The sequence below is a fragment of the Pseudoalteromonas sp. B160 genome (assembly GCF_037162485.1).
Classification (GTDB): Bacteria; Pseudomonadota; Gammaproteobacteria; order Enterobacterales; family Alteromonadaceae; genus Pseudoalteromonas; species Pseudoalteromonas rhizosphaerae.
In genome coordinates, this window is the sequence record NZ_JARLUX010000001.1 from 1193047 (window position 1) to 1213774 (window position 20728).

The 20728-nt window shown below is 40.5% G+C and carries 17 protein-coding genes and 2 pseudogenes; 8 read left to right on the forward strand and 11 right to left on the reverse strand.

The window, feature by feature from the left end; translation table 11 throughout:
* Positions 1-21: 21 nt before the first annotated feature.
* The 5 genes and pseudogenes from P4S61_RS05520 to P4S61_RS05540 form a co-directional block, all read right to left on the reverse strand.
* Positions 22-442 (reverse strand): annotated as a pseudogene (locus tag P4S61_RS05520) (group I truncated hemoglobin).
* Complete coding sequence (locus P4S61_RS05525) at positions 442-1275, reverse strand: DUF3034 family protein (protein ID WP_145234722.1); 834 nt, start codon at positions 1273-1275, stop codon at positions 442-444. Before P4S61_RS05525 ends, P4S61_RS05520 begins: the two are co-directional and overlap by 1 nt.
* A complete protein-coding gene (locus P4S61_RS05530; RefSeq protein WP_145234720.1) occupies positions 1262-3574 on the reverse strand; it encodes an EAL domain-containing protein in 2313 nt (770 codons plus the stop codon). Before P4S61_RS05530 ends, P4S61_RS05525 begins: the two co-directional genes overlap by 14 nt.
* Positions 3567-4226 carry a methylamine utilization protein gene (locus P4S61_RS05535; RefSeq protein ID WP_145234718.1) on the reverse strand — a complete coding sequence of 220 codons (660 nt, stop codon included), beginning with the start codon at positions 4224-4226 and terminating at the stop codon, positions 3567-3569. The genes P4S61_RS05530 and P4S61_RS05535 overlap by 8 nt, the downstream gene beginning before the upstream one ends.
* Positions 4227-4389: 163 nt before the next feature.
* On the reverse strand, positions 4390-5496 hold the full coding sequence (locus P4S61_RS05540; RefSeq protein WP_182734512.1) for a phosphoribosylaminoimidazolesuccinocarboxamide synthase: 1107 nt from the start codon (positions 5494-5496) through the stop codon (positions 4390-4392).
* 183 nt (positions 5497-5679) lie between these two features.
* On the opposite strand from P4S61_RS05540, the pseudogene P4S61_RS05545 reads away from it, so the two are divergent.
* The 3 genes and pseudogenes from P4S61_RS05545 to P4S61_RS05555 all read left to right on the forward strand — a co-directional run bounded on the left by P4S61_RS05545 (position 5680) and on the right by P4S61_RS05555 (position 8138).
* Positions 5680-6368: pseudogene (locus P4S61_RS05545) on the forward strand (ABC transporter ATP-binding protein).
* The gene (locus tag P4S61_RS05550) at positions 6365-7627 is read left to right on the forward strand and encodes an ABC transporter permease (RefSeq protein WP_337117921.1); all 1263 of its coding nucleotides are present in this window, start codon (positions 6365-6367) and stop codon (positions 7625-7627) included. Before P4S61_RS05545 ends, P4S61_RS05550 begins: the two are co-directional and overlap by 4 nt.
* Positions 7628-7637: 10 nt before the next feature.
* The gene (locus tag P4S61_RS05555) at positions 7638-8138 is read left to right on the forward strand and encodes a DUF3299 domain-containing protein (RefSeq protein ID WP_149983159.1); all 501 of its coding nucleotides are present in this window, start codon (positions 7638-7640) and stop codon (positions 8136-8138) included.
* A gap of 72 nt (positions 8139-8210) precedes the next feature.
* On the opposite strand, the gene mutM is transcribed toward P4S61_RS05555, so the two are convergent.
* Together mutM and P4S61_RS05565 are read right to left on the reverse strand one after the other, a co-directional pair.
* Positions 8211-9020, reverse strand: a complete 810-nt coding sequence (mutM, locus tag P4S61_RS05560) for a bifunctional DNA-formamidopyrimidine glycosylase/DNA-(apurinic or apyrimidinic site) lyase (RefSeq protein ID WP_337117922.1) — start codon at positions 9018-9020, stop codon at positions 8211-8213.
* A 1-nt stretch (position 9021) separates the two neighbouring features.
* Entirely contained in the window at positions 9022-9540 is a 519-nt protein-coding gene (locus P4S61_RS05565) for a hypothetical protein (RefSeq protein ID WP_182758373.1), read from the reverse strand.
* 172 nt (positions 9541-9712) lie between these two features.
* On the opposite strand from P4S61_RS05565, the gene P4S61_RS05570 reads away from it, so the two are divergent.
* Both P4S61_RS05570 and P4S61_RS05575 read left to right on the forward strand, forming a co-directional pair.
* Positions 9713-10639 carry a manganese-dependent inorganic pyrophosphatase gene (locus P4S61_RS05570; RefSeq protein ID WP_149983161.1) on the forward strand — a complete coding sequence of 309 codons (927 nt, stop codon included), beginning with the start codon at positions 9713-9715 and terminating at the stop codon, positions 10637-10639.
* Positions 10640-11179: 540 nt separating this feature from the next.
* A complete protein-coding gene (locus P4S61_RS05575; protein ID WP_337117924.1) occupies positions 11180-11980 on the forward strand; it encodes a GGDEF domain-containing protein in 801 nt (266 codons plus the stop codon).
* Between the two features lie 88 nt (positions 11981-12068).
* Here the strand turns inward: P4S61_RS05575 and rpmG are convergent, their stop codons facing one another.
* The 3 genes from rpmG to radC all read right to left on the reverse strand — a co-directional run bounded on the left by rpmG (position 12069) and on the right by radC (position 13424).
* Positions 12069-12224, reverse strand: a complete 156-nt coding sequence (gene rpmG / locus P4S61_RS05580; protein WP_004335545.1) for a 50S ribosomal protein L33 — start codon at positions 12222-12224, stop codon at positions 12069-12071.
* An 11-nt stretch (positions 12225-12235) separates the two neighbouring features.
* Entirely contained in the window at positions 12236-12472 is a 237-nt protein-coding gene (gene rpmB / locus P4S61_RS05585; RefSeq protein WP_004335549.1) for a 50S ribosomal protein L28, read from the reverse strand.
* Positions 12473-12749: 277 nt separating this feature from the next.
* Complete coding sequence (radC, locus tag P4S61_RS05590) at positions 12750-13424, reverse strand: RadC family protein (RefSeq protein WP_145234702.1); 675 nt, start codon at positions 13422-13424, stop codon at positions 12750-12752.
* Between the two features lie 153 nt (positions 13425-13577).
* Between radC and coaBC the strand changes: the two genes are divergently transcribed.
* The 3 genes from coaBC to P4S61_RS05605 all read left to right on the forward strand — a co-directional run bounded on the left by coaBC (position 13578) and on the right by P4S61_RS05605 (position 18465).
* On the forward strand, positions 13578-14795 hold the full coding sequence (gene coaBC / locus P4S61_RS05595) for a bifunctional phosphopantothenoylcysteine decarboxylase/phosphopantothenate--cysteine ligase CoaBC (protein WP_404936454.1): 1218 nt from the start codon (positions 13578-13580) through the stop codon (positions 14793-14795).
* A 115-nt stretch (positions 14796-14910) separates the two neighbouring features.
* Positions 14911-15498 carry a nucleoid occlusion factor SlmA gene (slmA, locus tag P4S61_RS05600; RefSeq protein WP_145234700.1) on the forward strand — a complete coding sequence of 196 codons (588 nt, stop codon included), beginning with the start codon at positions 14911-14913 and terminating at the stop codon, positions 15496-15498.
* Between the two features lie 192 nt (positions 15499-15690).
* Positions 15691-18465, forward strand: a complete 2775-nt coding sequence (locus tag P4S61_RS05605) for an alpha/beta hydrolase family protein (RefSeq protein ID WP_182820152.1) — start codon at positions 15691-15693, stop codon at positions 18463-18465.
* Positions 18466-18532: 67 nt separating this feature from the next.
* Here P4S61_RS05605 and P4S61_RS05610 read toward each other — a convergent pair whose 3' ends face one another.
* On the reverse strand, positions 18533-20707 hold the full coding sequence (locus P4S61_RS05610) for a YgiQ family radical SAM protein (protein WP_145234682.1): 2175 nt from the start codon (positions 20705-20707) through the stop codon (positions 18533-18535).
* Between the last annotated feature and the right edge of the window lie 21 nt (positions 20708-20728).

Genomic DNA, 20728 nt, shown 5'->3' on the forward strand with positions numbered 1-20728 from the left:
CATAACAACGACTATTTTTGCTTAAATCTTAATAATCTCGGTTCTCAGTGGTGCCATTTTCGCGAGTATTTTTATTTTGCACTGTATGACTAATATTTTGTTCATTCATGGCATTAATTAACAAATCAACCACATGATTAAAGTCACCCTCCGTGATGTGCATGCCAGTATGAATATCAACCATACTATCACGCGTATATTCACAGGGCCCATCAGTTAGTACACACAAATGATTAATAAAGCCTTCACGGAAATGGCTAATATTTGCATGCTCAAAGTAATGAATAATTTGTTCGTCATTACCGATTTGATTAATGAAACTATCAACCAGTCTTTGTAGCCCTGCTTGACCACCAAGTTGCTGATACAACGTTAGATTTGAAGCCGATGAACAACCTGCTAAGCTGGCTATTAACACTATCGTTGTTAGTATTTTTCCCATTACCAATATCCTGTTACCGATAAGTACCAACCGGTTTGGTCTTTTGCCCCAGCAATACTACCTAAATCAAGATATGCTGCAGTGACACTTACGTATTTATTTGGTATCCAAGCAACAAACACATCTTGCCAATCTTGCTCACCCAATCCGAGATTATTTGATTTTTGACGATACTCTATTCCAACAGCAACTTCTCGACTAAGAAAAATGGCAGTACTACCTTCAAATAATAGTTTTTCATTGCTATTCGCCCCACCGTATCCGAGTAAGCCAAGCTGATTTGCTTCACTATAACGCGTGGTAACATTCCAAAACCAGTTATAACCTGCAATGGCCCCTAAATGTAGCTTGCTTGCAGCAAGGTAAATATCCGTACCGGAGGTATCCTTAGCCCCTACTAACATAGCGACTGCGCCATCATCAAGTGATTTATGTTGTACTCCCAAGGTAACTTGAGGCCAGTCACTATAAACAATATCACCATAGAGCCTAATCTTAACACCGCTGATTTCTTGTTCTATCTCGGTATTTAGCGCCGGCACAGCAAAGTTTTGCTGTGCATAGCTAAGCTCAACGCGATTAAATAAGTTAACTTGTGCACCGCATACATCTAAGCTGTAATCGGTAACATCGGCCCGACTACAAAAGCCATTAATAGAAAACTCATCCTCGCTGGCATAACCCGCAAGCTGCGCCCAAGGCACGATACCACCACCACCACTACCTTCTACTTGCGATACTCCTGGCGTTGCTAGCAGCTTGCCTTTTGAGGCAAAAGTATTAAATGCAGATAATGCGATAACAGTTAAACATAATAATTTAAGCTTTTTCATTATACTGCTCCAACCACTGCTCAAACACGTCTGCTTTGAGTGGACGACTTAGATAATACCCTTGCACATGATCACACTGCATTTTTTGTAGCAGCTCTAGCGACTCTAATGTTTCAACCCCTTCGGCTACAACAGAGAAGCCAAGCTGATGACCTAAGGTAATCGTAGATTCAACAATAAACTGATCTTTTTCAGATTCATCTAGTTTAAGAATGAAACACTTATCTAACTTCAGCTCGTCAATAGGTAACATTTTCAGGCGCCCTAGCGATGTTTGCCCAACCCCATAATCATCAAGAGAAATTTTGACACCGATTGCTTTCAAGTTTTCCAACGCTTGAATACCTTTTTCTTCATTTTCAATCATATCGCGCTCTGTTAATTCAATCGTGATAAGCGCAGGTGCAACTGAAAACTGTTTTAATGTACGAATTAAATTGGAGTGAAAGCCAGGATAAGCGATATCTTGGGCTGAAACATTAATTGCAGCTTGCATATAAATGCCTTGCTGTTGCCAAAGTCCGACCTGTGCTATTACTGTTTTTACCACCCAACCGGTAAGGTCAACAATTAATCCCGATTGTTCAGCTAGGTCAATAAATAGCTCCGGCGATACCCAACTACCATCCTTGCGTTGCCAACGAATAAGCGATTCCACTTTATTGATTTGTTGTGTAGCGATATGTAATTTAGGCTGATAGGTCATAAACAATTGACCATCGTCATCATTAATCGCTTGCTTGAGCTCATCGATCATAATGAGCCTATCAAGATGCGCTTCATCCTCTCCAGGCAGGTAATAATGAATATTTTCATGAGCACTTGCGGCACTATCCACAGCAATCAAGACCCGACGCATTAAATCATCCGCTTGTAACCCTTGCGAAGGATACTCCACCACACCAGCACTAAAACGTAAATTGATTTTAAGCTTTTGAATAGTATAACCAGCTTGTAACTGCGCCATTAACCCGACTATGCCACTTTTAAGATTACGCCCTGCACTACTAGGAAAAGCGGTTAAAAATTCATCACCACCAATACGTGCATGTAAACCACCAAACTCATCTGAAAACTCAGCAATACGTAAAGCCACAGCTTTTAAGCAGTCATCGCCAATACGAGCTCCTAGCTTATCGTTAATATGCCTAAGACCACGAATATCGATTGCCACTAAGGTGTATTCTTGGTTTTGTTCAAGATTTTCGCTCAACACTTCCAGCATTGCAGAACGATTATAAAAACCAGTTAAAGAATCATGCTTTGCGGCAAAGCTAATTTGTTGTTCACGCTCTTGGATATCATTACCCATGTTCTTAAAAGCATCAATTAATGTAGCTATTTCATTGCTTTGGTTTTTACTCATCGCATCAACACTGTAGTTTCCTCGCGCAAACTGCCGCGCTAAACTCGCCAACTGTGATAACGGCATGGTTAAGTTTTTGGCCAATAAACTACTGGTAATAACGCCGATAAAAATCGTTAAAGACGCAAGAATGACTAACGTGTAAAACAATCTCTCAAATTCACTGTAACTCTGCGTTAGATCAGCACTAAGCAATACATTAACGGGATGATCGTCAAGTGAAGGCAAATGTACATCGCGATTGCGATATACCAATTGTTCACCAAAAATACGTTTTGTGGTGGAATTATGAAAATACTCGTTTGGAATAAATGGGCTTGGACGCTCTAACAAAGAGCTTTTAACCAAATTATCGCTTTTAGCTATAAAGCTTACATCCATACCTGTTAAGTTTTTTAGTTCAACCGCAACCTCATCATCAATTTTAAAACCTACTAAACTGTAGGCGATAGTACGCGGGGCTTTAACTGGTAGTAAAATGACTTGATACAATTGTTCGTGTAGCACTACAAAACTAGATTGCTCGGTATTATTGAGCAACTCATTCATTAATTCTTGTAAGTTATTATTAAAATCTTGCTGTTTATTAGTAGAAATTAACTTTCCTGACAGATCTAGAAGCAGCATTAAATCAGCATTGATTCGCTGACTATGATTATACAATGCGCTACTAATGGTATTTGCATCTTTGGTAGCAACCGCTTGTTTAAAGCCAAAATCAGCAGTCAGTACTTTTGCAGCTGTGAGCAATAAACTTTCTTTTGACGCTAGGTACTGCTTATAGACATTTTCAGCCACATTAATATCTTGGGTGACCTTTTTTTCATTAAATTGACTCGTCGACCACCAAAAACTAAATAAGCTCACAACAGTAGTTAATAACACTAAGCCTACACATAAAACAGTTATGCGATTTTTTAAACTATTAGTCATTCCCACCCTTAAACTTACTACCAAAAGTATTACGTGGCTTAGGCTCAGTTGTTTGCAGTGTCACTTGTAAACTATGAGGTGAATTTACAGCTAACGTTAAAGGCTGTTTTGCTTCGAGTGCGTTCTTTTGTAAAGCATGCCAAATAGTTAGCTGTACTGGCAAATTTAGGCCACTTAGTTGCACATTCCCATGCTCATCACTTTGATAAACATCAGCGCTTTTCGCAACATAAATATACCCTAGCATAGAATCATGGATATTACAGCCAAGCACCACAACCCCTTGATTTTCAAATGTAATCGGAGCTTCTGGTTGTCCAGAATATAACTTTAACTGAAATGGTTTAGCTTCCGAGAAAGAATATACATGGTGGCGAATATTATCGCTATTAGGAAAGTTCACTTGCTGCCCTTGGTGAGCAATCAAAAGCGTTGGTGAAAACTGCTTATCTACTTGATCCATTATCAGTACAGGTAACTGTTGCGATAATGTTTTATTGCTTTCGCTAGCAATTTCTATCACTGCATTGGTGAGAGGCTGCCCATATTGATCAACGATGTTGAGCGTAACATCTTGCGCATAAACATCGCATGCAAGCACCATAGCGAAAACTGTCATGATGCTTTTTGTTGCCATTACTTGCAGTCTCATTTGGTCATCCCCTGTTGTGCGAACACTAACATATGAGTATCTCTAATTAATCTTAGGTTAAGTTAATTAGAGACTGACTCTAAATGCAAGAATAAAAGCCCAGTAACTATAAATAATAGCAAAACTCTAAGCTTTTAAAATGGTGCAAGTTGATTACTAGTAATTAAGCATTAGAAATTAAACCATATTGCCCGTCTAAAATGGCAATTACTTCACTACGCGGATCTGTTGGAATTAAAATATCACGACCCACAATTTTGCTAGCGATACCTACATAAGTATCAGAAACAGCTAACATAACCGACTCAGGTAAAATGTAATCTTTTGCTAGTTGCTCACGTTCAAGCATGCGATCTTTATTCAATAACACATCACTATCAGGCACATTATTAATTAACAATTGGCGGAACCCTTCTTTAGAGTTCTCAACAATTTTACCATCACGATACGCAGCACCATCCCAAATTCTTGATGAATCAGGCGTCCCAACTTCATCGATATAGATTAGTTTATCTGTACCATCAATATCTTCTACATAGCCAAACTCAAATTTTGTATCGACAAAGATTTGATCTAGTTTACCTAGCTCAGCACTAATTAAAGCAAAACCCTCAACAAGTAATTTCTCGTATTGAGCAACATCATCTTCGGACTTAAAATTAAACACACTCAAGTTATTAGTTATGTTTTCACGGGTAATATTGACATCATCCACCGCAGGAATATCTGCAACGCCAGTAATAATACCTTTTGTTGATGGCGTAATTAACACATCGTCTAACTTTTGATTAGCCGTTAAGCCTTCAGGCAATTCTAATCCACAGAAATTACGTACACCTTTACTGTAATCACGCCACATGCTGCCCGTAATGTACTGACGAGCAATTGCTTCTACTTTTACTGTACTGGCTTTACGTACAATCCACACATACGGATGCGGAATATCAACAATGTGATTCCCTGCAAGGCCTGCCTGATCAAATAACTTAAACCAATGAGCAGCAACTGTGTTTAATGCGACCCCTTTACCTGGCACGCCATTTAAACCATTTTCGCCCTGCCATATACAATCAAATGCAGAGATACGATCAGAAATAACCATAATAGCCAGTTCTGTACCCTTTGGCACTTGGTAACCTTTGTCACTGATCAAACGCGCGCTGTCTTCGTCTGTTAACCAATAAACTGAACGTACTTTGCCACTGTGAACTGGGCCCTTTGTGCGTATTGGTAAGTCATCGTTTACATCTAAAACTTTATAGCTAGTCATGCTATCTCCGAGTATATGGCACGCCCTGTAAGGGCGATCGTATGGGTATGGGGTTATAAGCCGCTAATAATAATCGAGACCGGGGAAATCACAATTAAAGCACTATGTGATTTAACGCAGTTTAGTTGGTATTTTATTATACACGTTATAAGATAACATCAAAATCCAGTAGTAATTTACGTGATGATTAATATACAGCAGCTAAGTTTTAAATGGCAAAAACAACAAGTCAAACCCACTTTAGCAATTGCAACACTTAGCATTGCTAAAGGTGAACATGTGTTTTTACATGGCCCTAGCGGCTGTGGTAAATCCACTTTATTGTCGTTACTTGCAGGTATTAACCGTCCTACATCAGGCCAATTGAGTATTTTAGGTTGTGAACTGGGTCAATTAAGTAAAAGTAAATGCGATAAGTTTCGCGCTGAGCATATTGGGTATATCTTTCAAAATTTTAATCTACTTCCTTACCTATCACCGATTGATAATGTCACATTAGGTTGCCAATTTTCAAAACCACGGCAAAAAAAGCATTAATTAATAGTCCAACCCTTAATCAAGAGGCCTCAAGGCTATTAAATGCACTGGGCTTAGACGAGCAATTACACCAACAAAATGTTGCTAGCTTGAGTATTGGCCAGCAACAGCGAGTCGCGGCGGCGCGCGCCTTTATTGGCAGCCCCGAATTGATAATTGCCGATGAGCCAACGTCTGCTCTTGATGCAAACAATCGCCAGTCCTTTATCAACTTACTTTTTACACAAGCAAATGAAGCGAATAGCACCTTACTTTTTGTCAGCCATGATACCAGCTTACAACCGCTTTTTAATCGCAACATTGATTTACTGTCGCTACAGGAGCAAGGTAAATGATCCTCTTAAAACTTGCTATTAGTAGCTTATATAATCGCCGCGCTAGTGCATTCTTAACTCTGTTTACTATTGCTGTTAGTGTCATGTTATTGCTGAGTATTGAGCGAGTACGGGTTGATGCCAAAAGTAGTTTTAGTAATACCATTTCTGGTACTGATCTAATTGTTGGCGCTCGTACCGGAGATATACAGCTGTTATTGTCTTCGGTTTTTCGCATCGGTCATGCTAATAATGGCGTTAGCTGGCAAAGCTACCAATATATAAAACAGCAACGCGGCGTCAACTGGACCATTCCGCTATCACTAGGAGATAGCCATAAAGGCCAAGCGGTACTGGGCACCTCCGCTGATTATTTTCAATATTATAAATTTGCTAAAAAGCAGCAGCTTAGGTTTAGCCAAGGCCGCGCCTTCGCCCATTTAAATGAGGTCGTACTGGGCGCGCAGGTAGCAGCCAAGCTAGGCTATTCGCTGGGTGATAGTATCGTTATTTCACACGGTATGGGTAATACCAGCTTTCATCATCATGATGATAATCCTTTCACTGTGGTGGGCATTTTAGATGCGACAGGCACGCCAGTTGATAAAACCCTACATATTCCATTAGCGGCTATTGAACTGATCCACAGCGGTAACCACACCAGCCATGAACATGAACATGAACATGAACATGAACATGAACAGCATGATGATCTAACAGGCGAACCTAAGCAAATCACCGCGTTTTTAGTGGGTTTTGATTCTCCGCTTTATACGTTACAAGTAAGGCGTAATGTTAATCAGTACAAACCTGAAGCGTTGCTTGCCATCATGCCTGGTGTAACTTTGCGTGAGCTATGGGAAATGCTGACAATTGTTGAAAAAATCTTGTTGCTGTTTTCTATCGTAGTGGTACTCGTGAGTCTGCTAGGCATGCTAACGACCCTATTGGCCAGCCTTAACCAACGCCGCCGCGAATTGGCCATTTTACGCTCTGTCGGTGCGCGTCCTTGGCATTTATTCACATTGATCAGCATAGAATCACTACTGATAACCTTTTTAGGTTGCCTAGTAGGTTGTGGGTTATTTTATTTATTAATGTCTCTTGCCACAGGTTACTTGCAAAGTAATGCCGGCATCACAATCACCATTGCGATGCTATCGAGCTATGAACTGGTATTGATCGGCGCTATTATGGCGGCCGGCTTTATCGTTGGTTTGATACCAGCCACCCGCGCCTATTTTTACTCATTGTCTGATGGCATGAGCATTAAAATTTAAGAGGAATATCATGCAGTACTTTCAAAAGCTCACTTTGCTTTGCTTAGTTATTTTTAGCTTTGGTTATAATTTTAGTAGTTATGCCAATGAACCAAAAGAAATTTTTTGGGAAGATTTAATTCCTAAGGGACATGTACAAATAGATACTCAAGATCAAGCTAGCCATGAAGGTACAGAGCAAAATTGGGTGCAACCTGATCTAGATGCACCAATTGTTAAGGAACTTAATGGCCAATCAGTCAGCTTACCTGGGTTTGTAGTACCTCTTGAAGGTGACAGCGAAATGATTACTGAGTTTTTATTAGTGCCTTACTTTGGTGCTTGCATCCACGTGCCACCACCACCACCGAATCAAATTGTTCATGTGACAATTAAAGGCGGCGTGCCAATTGAAAGTTTGTACGATGCCATAGTCGTTACCGGCGTCATCAGCACTGAAACCTGGAGTGGCGACATTGCACAAGTGGGCTATAAAATGACAGCCGTCGGCGTTGCACCGTTTGAGCTGTAACTCAGGTACATACCTCAGGCGTGTTGTTCCCAGTGCTGCAAATAGCAGCTCTCAAGTGCAACATGCCTTAACTTATTTTTGGCATTGACTACAGTACACTGTACTACGTTGCCCTAAACGAATTTCTGTTAATGCTTTCTTACATACCATACATGGCTCACCTTTGTGGCCATAAACTAATAACTGTTGTGCAAAGTAACCTGGTTTACCATCACTTTGGGCAAAGTCTTTTAATGTCGTGCCACCTTGAGTGATAGCCGCAGCCAAAGTATCTTTAATAATAGGGATTAATTGCTGATAGCGCGCTTGTGATACTTTTCCTGCTTCACGTTTTGGATGAATACCGGCCTTAAAAAGAGACTCGTTAGCGTAAATATTACCCACACCAACCACCACAGCGTTATCCATAATAAATTGTTTGATTGGCACTTTCTTATTTCGTGACTGCTCATATACGCGCTTAGCAGTAAATTCATCAGTGAGTGGCTCAGGGCCCAGTTTGCTCAGTAAGCTATGACATTCTCCGGGCGCTTGCCATAAACAACAACCAAATCGGCGTGGATCATTTAGTCTCAATGCTTTACCGTTGGCAAATATAAACTCGATATGATCATGCTTTTTTAATGGCTCATTTTGTTCAACAACTCGTAAATTACCCGACATACCTAAATGCAAAATAATGCTGCCCAGTTCACACTCAAGTAGCAAATACTTTGCCCTACGCTCAACAGCTAAAACAGCTAAGTTAGCGATTTTGTACACATCATCCGGCACAGGCCAACGCATATTCGGATTATGAATATTCACCTTTGTAACTGTTTGCTGCAAAATATGTGGGGTGATCCCCATTCGGCTAACTTCAACCTCTGGTAATTCAGGCATACTATTTAGGCTCACTTTGTGAAAAATTAAAACTAGGGAATAAACGCTGCGCAGTTGCTTTATCAAGTGATAACACGCGCTGGTTGCTTTTATCTAATAAATAATAACCTTGTGGTGCGCTATATAATTGATACAACCAAGGAAGTTGCTCGCCTGCCAACCATACGGTTGCTACAGTCAAAGCTGAGGTATTGTGGAATGCTTGCTGATTCTCAGCGACCGACAATTGCATGCTCTGCCATTCATTTACTAATGCCACAAGGTTTGCTGTTGTTGCTTGCCAAAAACTAGCAGGTGCATTATTGATTAATGCAGTGGCGCGCCAAGAAGTGCCTATGCGCTCTATTTTTTGATCGGGAAACTCTAGAGCTAAAATAAAGTTTTGCGCTGGCAATACACTTTGCACACTAGATTGTTCTGAACCACTGTTGAGTTTTGTATGTAATCCATTAAAAAAGAAAATCATCAACAGCATGGAAAAAATAACCACATTATTCCAGCCCCTGCGACCTAACTGCATTTGAGTTCTTCCTAAAAGATTCAATTAGTTAAAGTGTAACCAAAAACATATAAAAATGGCAGTTGAATTTTTTAACTACTGTTAAGACTGAATATTACAAAAAATCACCAACGCGAATGTGTCAAAGTTAAATTACTTTGCTAAAATACGGCAAAATTTAAGGAGTTCCGTCATGTCAATGTATGTAGTGGGTCATAAAATCCCAGATTCAGATTCTATTTGTGGTGCAATCGCACTCGCATATTTGAAAAACCAAATCGAAGAACCAGCAATTCCAACTCGTCTTGGTGAAATATCACCTGAAACGCAGTTTATTCTTGATAAATTCGGCTTTGAAGCACCAGAGCTAAAATTAAGTTATGCCGGTGAAGATGTTTACATCGTTGACCATACTGAAAAAACGCAAGCACCTGATGATATCGATCAAGCTCGCGTTGTTGGCGTTGTTGATCACCATAAACTAGGCGATTTAACCAGCTCTACACCTCTTGAATGCTGGATCCGCCCTGTTGGCTGCTCAAACACGATCATTAAAATGATGTATGACTTCTACAATGTTGAAATTCCAAAAGACATTGCAGGCATCATGATGTGTGCAATTTTAAGTGATACGGTTATTTTCAAATCACCAACCTGCACCACAGCTGATATTAAATGTGTTGAAGCGCTTGCTGAAATTGCCGGCATCGAGGACTTTAAAGAATTAGGCATGGATATGTTCCGTGTTAAGTCAGCAGTTGAGAATACTCCAGCGCGTGATTTAGTAATGCGTGATTTTAAAGACTTCAACATGAACGGTAAACTAGTTGGTATTGGTCAATTAGAAGTTATCGATCTAGCGGTATTTGATGATATTAAAGCAGACCTTGAAGCTGATATTGCTAAGCTTAAAGAAGAAGGTGGACGCCACTCGGTATTCTTATTACTTACCGACATCATGAAAGAAGGCTCACAAATGCTGATCGTATCTGACGATGCAACACTAGTTGAAACTGCTTATGGTGTAACGCCCAAAGACGGAAAAGTATGGCTAGACGGCGTACTGAGCCGTAAAAAGCAAGTAGTACCACCACTGCAAGATGCATTTGCAAAGCTCTAACGTGCTAGGTGCTAGGTGCTAGGTGCTAGGTGCTAGGTGCTAGGTGCTAGGTGCTAGGTGCTAGGTGCTAGGTGCTAGGTGCTAGGTGCTAAAAATATTAACCTTGTGGGTTTTTCCTGCAAGGTTTTTTTATACCTAAAACTTATCAGTTAATATTTGTGCTACACAGGACTCTGCAAATAAGTAATACTTAACATCATAAATAATTAGGCAATATTCATTTATGTTAGGGTTTTGGTACAGTAAGTCTCCGCAATTTGCAAAGGATCACAAAGATTTTTGGCGAGCACGTTTAATCGCCCATTTTTTACTATTTTCAACGGCTTACTTTTTCATTTTAACAGTACTCAATGTTTTCTATTTCGAGCAATTAGACCTTGCCTTAATTGACTGTTTAGGACTTGTTATCTCATTAACTATTTATTTCTGGTTTTACAAATCTGGCAACGTCAATGTAACCGCATGGGCTGTTACATTAATGGCTAGCAGCTTAGCTATATTATTTATAATTTCGGTAGGCGGAAATCCATTCTCAATATTATGGGCTACGCTTATCCCCCTTTTGCATTTTTTTTAATAGGCAGAAAACGGGGAAGCATCATCAGCGCAATTGCATTCTCTATTTGTGCATACTTAATTTATACACAGCAACAACAAACAATAACCATAGGGTTAGGATCATTATTTAACACTATCGAAGTCAGTATCGCTCATATTCTAATTTTTAGATTTTACGAAAAAACACGTTCGTTAGCGTATCAAAACTTATCTAACCTTAATGACGAAATTAAAAAGTTAGCAGAAACAGATAAGTTGACTGAGTTATACAACAGACAAAAATTTGATGCAGAGTTATCGGCATTAATAACTAAAAGCGAGCATTCTCAAGCATCTCATTGTTTACTTATGTGTGATATAGACTATTTCAAAAAAATTAATGATACCCACGGGCATTTAGTTGGCGATAAAGTACTAAAAGAGTTTGCTCATCTGTTGCAGCAAAAAATAGGTGAGCAAGCGTTAATCGCCCGTTGGGGTGGTGAAGAGTTTGTAATAATATTACTCAACACTGCTTTGTTGGATGCAGCAAAGCAAGCGAATGAATTAAGGAGTTTAATTAGCTCAAATACAGTTGCCAATATGCCTATCACTATCAGCCTTGGGGTAACCGCTATACAAAAGAGTAATGATAGCGTTTTAAAAGTATTAGAGCGAGCTGATAAGGCACTCTACTTTGCTAAACATCACGGCCGAAATTTAGTTTGCATCAACGATAACAACGCACATGTTACCTGTTATGACACATTTTTAAAATTAGTCGACGATGATATAAACGAATAATCTGTGATTCGAGAACGGAAAAACTACGCATTTGAAAAACAAAAAACCCAGCCTAAGCTGGGTTTTTGATATTCATAGAAAACTAAAATTACTTGATTTTAGCTTCTTTGAAAAGAACATGTTTACGGATTTTTGGATCAAACTTTTTGATTTCCATTTTTTCCGGCATGTTACGCTTGTTCTTGTCGGTAGTGTAGAAAAAACCAGTACCAGCTGTAGAAACTAAACGGATCTTATCACGCATGACTCAGGTCCTTAAACTTTTACGCCGCGAGCACGGATTTCAGTAAGAACCGTGTCGATGCCTTTTTTATCGATAATACGCATACCTTTAGTAGTAGTGCGTAATGTTACAAAACGTTTTTCACTTTCAACCCAAAAACGGTGTGTTTGTAGGTTAGGTAGGAAACGACGTCTAGTCGCGTTTCTCGCGTGTGAACGGTGATTACCAACCGCAGGACGCTTACCTGTAACTTGACATACTTTAGACATGTCTATATATCTCCAATAACTTCGCTCGAGCTTAATTTGTCCCCTAGGCTATGTATTTTGTGCCCCAGGGATAAATCGAAGGGCGCTCTTTATACAGCTTATACAGGCAAAGATCAAGTGATTGATCTAATCCAACCAGCTCATGTGTAAATTTGATAGCGGCTAATTATAAAGATCGAATGCCCTTAGGGAAAGTAAAAACTGCATTTAAATTAAACTAATTTGCAAATAAGCACTAAACCGCTCATTTTTAACACGCTTAGTGATTTGAATACGCTTAAATCAAGCCTCGTTCTGCAAACGAAACACAATTATCTCCCCCAACAACGATGTGATCTAAAATATTTATATCGACTAATTGCAAAGCTTGCTGCAATTTAGCGGTAATTAATTTATCAGCTTGGCTTGGTTCAGCAATACCTGATGGATGATTATGAGCCAAAATAAGTGCCGCAGCGTTATTTTTTAAAGCCGCTTTGACGACTTCTCTTGGGTAAACAGATGCCGCATTAATAGTGCCATAAAAAAGTGTTTCTTCTTTAATTAAGCGATTCTGACTATCTAAATACAACACCATAAACACTTCTTGCTGCAAGCCTCGCAGCTCAATCGTTAAATAGTCATATACTGATTGCGGTGAATTAAATACCGCTTCGCGCTGACATTGCTCCATCATATAACGACGACTCAATTCCAGTACTGCTTGAAGTTGCACAAATTTTGCTGTGCCCAGTCCTTTTTGTGCACAAAAATCATCGATTGATGCATTAAATAAGTTATGCAGTGTTTGATTTTGTGTCATTAAATGTTGTGCTAACTCAACTACATTCATGCCCGGTAAACCCGTTCGCAAAAATATCGCTAATAACTCGGCATCACTTAACGACTTAGCCCCTTTCGCCAATAACTTTTCGCGTGGTCGCTGGCTACTTGGTAAAGAGGTGAGCTGCATTATTTCGTCCCTGAAAAATGATTTATAATTTAACTGTAATGCAAAAATAAAATTTCGCCTGTAAAACTGCGAATAAATTCCATATTAAAACTTCGTCCCCAAGGCAAAGATTTGCTATCGTTAGCGCATATCGACAAACAGTTTTATCAGAGTATGACAAAGTTAATGACCAATTTAACGACAGAATTAGTAAATAAAAAAATTGTACTTGGTATCAGCGGTGGTATTGCCGCCTACAAATGCGCCGAACTTGTTAGACGTTTAAAAGATCATGGTTGTGATGTAAAAGTGGTGATGACTGAGTCAGCTAAGCACTTTATTACTCCGCTTACCATGCAGGCCGTAAGTGGTGAAATGGTCTCAGACTCTTTGCTCGATCCATCTGCTGAAGCCGCTATGGGCCATATTGAATTTGCTAAATGGGCTGATTTAATATTAGTCGCTCCTGCCACATCTAATATCATCGCAAAAATGGCAGTCGGCATTGCAGATGATTTACTCACCACTCTATTGCTGGCAACCCCCGCAAAAGTAGCAGTGGCGCCTGCAATGAATCAACAAATGTATGCCCACCCAGCAACTCAAGCTAACCTAGCAACTTTAAAACAGCGTGGCATTGCAATTTGGGGCCCAGGTAAGGGTGAACAAGCATGTGGTGATGTAGGTGCAGGGCGAATGCTTGAACCACATCAGTTAGTGGCACTTTGCACGCAACCTTCGCAACCGCAACTACTAGCTGGTAAAACAATTACAATCACCGCAGGGCCAACTCGTGAGCCACTTGATCCGGTGCGTTTTATATCAAATCACAGCTCTGGGAAAATGGGCTTTGGGCTTGCACATGCGGCAGTTAGTTTAGGAGCAACGGTTAACCTGATTTCAGGTCCGGTAACAATTGCGCCACCACCAGGTGTTAACCTAATTAACATTGAGACCGCTGAGCAACTACTTGAACAATCGCTTATTTTTGCTCCAAAGTCGGATGCTTTTATTGGTTGCGCCGCGGTTGCCGATTATCGCGCCGCAGCGATTGCCGAGCAAAAAATGAAAAAACAAGGCGATGAACTGACACTCACTTTAGTTAAAAATCCTGATGTAATTGCCGCAGTTGCTAGCCTTACAGAGGGTCGCCCATATACAGTTGGCTTTGCCGCAGAAACTCAAGATGTCGCAAGCTATGCGAAAGGCAAACTCAGCAATAAAAACCTCGATATGATCTGCGCTAACGATGTATCACAAACCGGCCTTGGTTTTAATTCAGATCATAATGCTTTAACACTGTTCTGGCATAATGAACAAAAAGAACTGCCCGTCGATACCAAAAGCGCATTAGCACTGAGTGTAATGAGTGAGCTTGCTAAACGATTGTAAAAAGGCTGGAAAGAAACTGAATAAAACATTAACATAGCCCTTATCGCTTGCTCAAAAAGTGAGTGATAAGTAGCCGCCAAAAGCTAAGTAAATAATTATAAAGAAAGGAATGTTCATGCCTGCGACAAAAAGAAGTAATCGCAAAGAGCAAATACTACAAGCACTCGCACAAATGTTAGAAACCAGCCCAGGTCAACGTATCACCACAGCAAAATTAGCTGCTGAGGTAGGCGTTTCTGAAGCTGCGCTTTATCGTCATTTCCCGAGTAAAGCACGGATGTTTGAAGGCTTAATAGAGTTTATTGAAGACACTTTGTTGTCGCGCATAAATCTCATTCTTGAAAACGAAAAAGAAACTCAAAGCCGTATCTATAATATTTTATTGCTACTACTGGCATTTGCTGAGAAAAATCCAGGGATCACTCGTATTTTGACCGGCGACGCCTTGCAAGGTGAGCAAGAACGCTTGCGTGAGCGTGTACAAAGCTTGTTTGAAAAGCTTGAAACACAACTAAAACAAGTACTACGCGAGCGCAAACTTCGCGAAGGTAAAACCTTTCAAAGTGATGAGTTAACCATTGCCAACTTTTTACTTGCCTACATTGAAGGCAAGATGAACCAATTTGTCCGCAGTGACTTTAAAGCAAAACCTAGCGCGCAATTTGAAAAACAGTGGTTAGAATTACAAAAAATATGGCTTTAACTCCTAGCTCCTAGCTCCTAGCTCCTAGCTCCTAGCTCCTAGCTCCTAAAATCATCAACCTTGTCGGTTTTCCTACAAGGTTTTTTTATAAATGTTACTTTCAACCTTTATTTTCGACCGCTTATCGTTTCTACTCGAATTGTTGAACAAACTCGTTATGATGATACAGATGAAACAAAACGAGAAGTAACAATGAAAGCACAACTTTCCCTACTCAGCGTAGCACTGGTTGCAAGCCTTGGCAGTGCCACGGCATCAGCAAAAGAGCCGCTACAATTTAAAGATGTATTCGATTTCAAAGCAGCTAAAACAACGCAATTATCTGAAAATGGTGAAGTACTGAGCTTTAGTGCAACCCCATACCGTGGCGATGCAACAGGCCAAGTCTATACCTTAAACAATAATAAATTACTTGCAGAAATTGAGCGCGGCACTAAACCTCAGATCAACAAAGCAGCTAACTGGGTAGCATTCACCCAAGTCCCTACTTTGCTTGAAAAAGAAACCACAAAAAAGAAAGACACCTTAAAAAACAATCTAGTACTCGTTAATACAATAACGGGGGAACAACACGTTTTTGAGAACGTAAAAGATTACCAGCTCTCTGATGATGGTAACTGGTTAGCTTATCGCTTTGATGAAAAAGCAGATAAAGACGCTGATAATAAAGATATTGATGACACAAAAAACACCGCTAAAACCAGTGAAATCAAACCAGATAAGAAAGACAAAGCATTTGAGCTCATTGTTGTAAATTTAAAAGATAAAACAACTCATACAGTAAATAGCGTATTTAGTTACGCAATCAATACATTTGGCAGCGAGCTGCTGGTCAGCCAAAGCTATCCTGACGGTAACGATAACCAAGTAGCATTAATTACATTAAACCAAACATTTGATACGAGTGTATTAATTGATGAACCAGGCGTGGTGGCAAACAAAATAGTATGGCATCCAACTAAGAATATTGCCGCATTTACACTGGGTAATTATGTAAATGACGATATGCGCCGTCGCGATCATCAGCTAAAACTGTGGCAAAACGAACAGCTTACAAATATTGCTTCCCCTGAAAAAGATTGGACTATTGGTAAAACAGCAAAATTGAGCTGGTCTGAAGACGGTGAACGCCTGTACTTTGAAAATCACCCTAAGTTAGCGGAAAAAATTAAAGAAAAGAAATACACAGATAAAGCCTCGTTATTTGATTACGATACGATACGCGACCAAAAAGGCCTTCACGTTTGGCATAACAACGATGCCGAAATTAAACCCCGCGAAGAGCTGCAATGGAACGAGAGCAATAAAAATCGTCATTATCAAGCCGTTTACCATCTTAATGGCAAACAAGTTGCGCAACTAAGTAACACTGACATGCCAGATGTGGCACTCAATACCAATAATCGCACTGCGTTACTTGGTTCTTCAAATTTACCCTATCTTAAACGTATTATGTATGGCGGTTTTTTTGCTGACTACTATGCAGTCAATGTGCAAAATGGTGAGCGTAAAGCAATTATCAGTGATTACCCGTTTAGGCCTAGCCTATCACCCAGTGGACAATTTGCAGCTTACTTTGAAAATAGCCAAGTGCAACTCAAAGACTTAGGTAACAATAAAGTCAGTATCTTAACAACAGCGATTAAAGCAACGTTCGCTGATGATCAGCACGATTACCCTTCAACTCAACCGGGTTATGGTTTTGCCGGTTGGTTAACTGATAGTAGCCAAGTGCTGGTATATAGCAAATACGATATCTGGGCATTTGACGTTAAAACCCTCAAAGCCACACGCCTTACACAAGGCAAAGAAAACAACACGCAATATCGAGTCATCAAACTTGATAAAGACCAAGTTGGCTTTAAAAAAGAAGATACATTGTTGCTAAGTGCTACAAACTTACAGCAAAAGCAAACTGAAATAGCAAAATTCAATCTTGCTGATAACTCGATCAGCAAAGTATTAAGCGGTAAAAAACGTTTTGACGTGGTAAAAAAAGCTAAAAATGCCGATAAATACCTATTCACTGAGCAAACTTATCAGCAGTTCCCTGATTTTTATCAAACTGATTTTAGCTTTAAAAAGCCACAACGCGTTACTAACTTAAACCCACAAGTTAACGACTTTGCGTGGGGGCAAAAACCGGAGCTAATTAGCTATAAAGGCTTCGATGGCGAAGACTTGCAAGGCGTATTGATAAAGCCTGCAGGCTATAAAAAGGGCGATAAAGTGCCAGTGGTGGTGTATTTTTACCGTTATATGAGTCAACGCATGTTTGATTTCCCTAAAATGGAATTAAACCACCGCCCTAACTTCCCAATGTTTACTTCGAACGGTTACGCGATTTTCTTACCTGATATTCGCTTTGAAATTGGTCACCCTGGTAAATCATCAACGCAAACCATGATCAACGCCACCCAAAAGCTGATTGATTTAGGTATCGCTGACCCTGATAAAATTGGCTTACAAGGGCATTCATGGGCGGGCTATCAAAGTGCCTTTATGATCACCCAAACTGATATGTTCAAAGCGGTAGTATCGGGTGCGCCCGTATCAAACATGACCAGCGCTTACAGCGGTATTCGCTTAAAATCAGGATTAGCGCGTCAGTTCCAATATGAAACTGGGCAAAGCCGTATTGGTAAAACCTTGTTTGAAGCGCCAGAGCTTTACATCGAAAACTCACCGGTATTCTTCGCTGATAAAGTAAATACACCAATCTTAATTATGTTTGGCGATAAAGATGATGCTGTACCATGGCACGAAGGCGTACAGTATTATTTAGCGCTGCGCCGTGCAGGCAAAGATGCGACGTTTTTGCAGTATGAAGGTGAACCACACCACTTAAAGAAATTCCCTAACCAAGTGGATTTTTCAATTCGGATGATGCAGTACTTTGATCACTACTTAAAAGGCAAGCCTGCCGCTAAGTGGATGACCGAAGGCGAAGCTTTCATTGAAGAATAAGCTGAAGAATAAACAACTATAAATTAAAACGCCCAGCAAATGCTGGGCGTTTTTTATTTACCGAAAATTACCTAGCCCGCTGACGATTACCGCCAACCTTAGGTTTGGTATTGGCTTTTTTAAACTGGCTAAAGCCGGTGTGGCGGCTAAGCGCTGGACGCCCGCCTTTACCTGCTTTAAGCGATTTTTCGTCACGGGTTTCTTCTGGCACTAAGCAGTTTGGACCTTTACCAATCAACTTGGCTTTGCCCATACTACGCAGTGCTTCACGGATCATCGGCCAACCTGCTGGGTCGTGATAACGCAATATCGCTTTATGTAAACGACGTTGACGCGCGCCTTTTGGCACCGGTACTTGCTCAGTATTATTTTTAATATTACGCAGCGAGTTCATCCCAGTGTGATAAATCGTGGTGGCATTAGCCATTGGTGACGGATAAAAATTTTGCACTTGATCTAGTTTAAAATCATTCGACTTTAACCACAACGCCATGTTCACCATGTCTTCGTCTTTAGTGCCAGGATGCGCAGAAATAAAATAAGGGATCAGGTACTGCTTTTTCCCTGCTTCTTTTGAGTATTTATCAAAAAGCTCTTTAAACTGATCATATGCGCCCATGCCTGGTTTCATCATCTTAGATAATGGCCCGTCTTCGGTATGCTCAGGCGCTATCTTTAAATAACCACCAACATGATGGGTTACGAGTTCTTTGACGTAACGAGGGTCTTGCACAGCTAAATCGTAGCGAACACCAGAGGCTATTAGGATTTTTTTAATCCCCTTAACTTCACGGGCCTTTTTATACAACTCGATAGTCGGTGTATGGTCGGTATCCATATGCTTACAAATATCAGGATATACACATGATAAACGTCGGCAGGTACTCTCAGCTTTTTTGCTCTTACAACGCAGTTTATACATGTTAGCAGTTGGCCCACCAAGGTCCGAAATAACCCCAGTAAACCCTGGTACTTTGTCACGAATTTGTTCGATTTCTTCAATAATCGATTCTTGTGAACGACTTTGAATTATCCGTCCTTCATGCTCAGTAATTGAACAGAAACTACAGCCACCAAAACAACCTCGCATAATATTAACTGAGGTTTTGATCATGTCGTAAGCGGGGATTTTTGCAGTACCATAACTTGGATGCGGAACTCGCTGATAAGGCAATCCAAACACCGCATCCATTTCATGTGTTTCAAGCGGATACGCAGGTGGGTTAACCCAAATAGAGCGATCGCCATGGCGTTGGAATAACGCTCGAGCACAACCTGGGTTCGTTTCTTGATGTAAAATACGTGATGCATGAGCGTACAGTGGTTTATTAACACTCACTTGCTCAAACGCAGGTAGCTTAACGTAGGTTTTTTCCCAAGGTTTAGGACGCGCTGGCTGAATGGTAATTGGTTTTGCCGCTTCAGCTTGTAAATCAATACCCGCTTTTTTAAATTCGCTTTTGCTACAACCCACATCATCTGCACCATATGGGTTTGGAATTGGGTCAATTTTACCAATTTTATCAATCGCGGTAGAATCACTACCACGCCAGCCCGGTAATGGCTCTTTACGAATAACCGCCGTACCACGGATATCTTGAATGGTATCCATCGTTTCGCCGGCGGCAATACGATGAGCAACTTCTATTAATGGTCGCTCAGCATTACCGTAAATAAGAATATCGGCTTTGGCATCAAATAAAATACTACGGCGAACTTTTTCTTGCCAGTAATCATAATGGGCAATTCGACGTAAGCTGGCTTCGATACCACCTATTACAATTGGCACACCTTTGTAGGCTTCGCGGCATCGTTGTGAGTAAATCATCACCGCACGATCAGGACGCTTGCCACCCACATTACCAGGCGTGTAGGCATCATCATGGCGCATACGCTTTTCAGCCGTATAGCGGTTGATCATCGAGTCCATGTTACCGGCAGTCACACCAAAAAATAAGTTAGGCTTACCAAGTGCCATAAAGGCATCTTTCGAATCCCATTCTGGCTGAGCGATAATACCGACCCTAAAACCTTGTGCTTCAAGTACACGACCAATTACCGCCATACCAAAGCTAGGGTGATCTACATAAGCATCACCACTGATAATGATGATATCGCAGCTATCCCAGCCAAGGGCATCCATCTCTTCGCGTGTAGTTGGTAAAAATGGTGCTGTGCCGTAACACTCAGCCCAATATTTAGGGTATGAGAATAACGCTCGCTTGGCTTTAAGTGCGCTCATATAAAGTAACCAATTGCTTTA